The sequence below is a fragment of the Paenibacillus helianthi genome, assembly GCF_001909055.1.
In the GTDB taxonomy this organism is placed as follows: Bacteria; Bacillota; Bacilli; order Paenibacillales; family Paenibacillaceae; genus Paenibacillus_AQ; species Paenibacillus_AQ helianthi.
In genome coordinates this window covers 1-1005 of the sequence record NZ_LVWI01000007.1, presented here as the reverse complement: position 1 = coordinate 1005, position 1005 = coordinate 1, and the positions used below count along the sequence as shown (strand labels likewise).

General features: G+C 50.4%; 1 protein-coding gene. It reads right to left on the bottom strand.

Going from position 1 to position 1005, the window contains the following annotated elements; genetic code table 11:
* A partial coding sequence (locus A3844_RS06050) for an IS110 family RNA-guided transposase (protein WP_074106908.1) occupies positions 1-1005 on the bottom strand: 1005 nt, incomplete at both ends.

Here is a 1005-nt window from a genome sequence, read left to right as displayed (position 1 = left end):
CCGGAACAACAGGGCCCTTAGCCTTGCACGTCCACGCTTGGTAATACTGGACTTGCCTTTTTTCTTTCCCGAACTGTTCTCTTTGAGATTCAGTCCAGCCAGCCGTATAATCTGCTGTCCATGCTCGTAACCGCTTAGATCCCCTACTTCTGCAAGGAAACCCGCCAGCGTAACTACAGCCACACCCGGTACGGTGAGCATCTCTCCAGTGCCCGGAATTTGTGACAGTAGACGTTCCACCTCGGCCAGAATCTCTTCGAGCTGTCTGGCGAACATTTCGTACTGTTCCAGGAGCGTTTTAATCTCTATTCTTGCTGCAGGAAGTCCTTCGGTCAGTCCGATGGAACTCCTCGCCGTATCCATAAGGTGCTGCGCGCGTTTAGTGCCTACGGCTCGTTTCACGTCTTTCTTCCACCGCTGAACGATGGCTTCTGTACCGAGTGCGATGATTTCACCTGGTGTGGGAAACTCGCCTAGCGTAATCCGTGAAGCCTTGCCTTCCCAGTCTTTAAATACCTGCGTGTACTCTGGAAAAAAGCGATCCAGCCAGTTCTGCACCCGTCTTTGCACCTGTCCGAAGTTCACCATGATCTTCTCCCGAAGATTCATGAGAATTCGCAGATCTGCGTAGATACTTGTTGGCAATTTAGGTTCGCTGTATTTTCCGTTTCGCACCAAATCGGCAATGACTTTTGCATCTTTATAGTCGTTTTTCGTCGGTGAGTTATCTTCCAGTTCTTTGCTTTGGTGTACATGGTGCGGATTGACAATGACCAAAGGAATACCTTGCTGTCCCAAATACTCGGCCAAGTTAAACCAGTAGTGTCCGGTGGGCTCAATGCCGAAGAGGACGTCGCTCTTGGCATGCTCCTGCTGAAGCTCCTTCATCCACTGTACCAGTTGCTCCAGACCTGTTCGTGTATTGGAGAATACACAATCTTTCCCCAGTTCAATTCCCCGAAAGTCAATGGCTCGGGCCACATGGGTTTCCTTAGCGATGTCTGC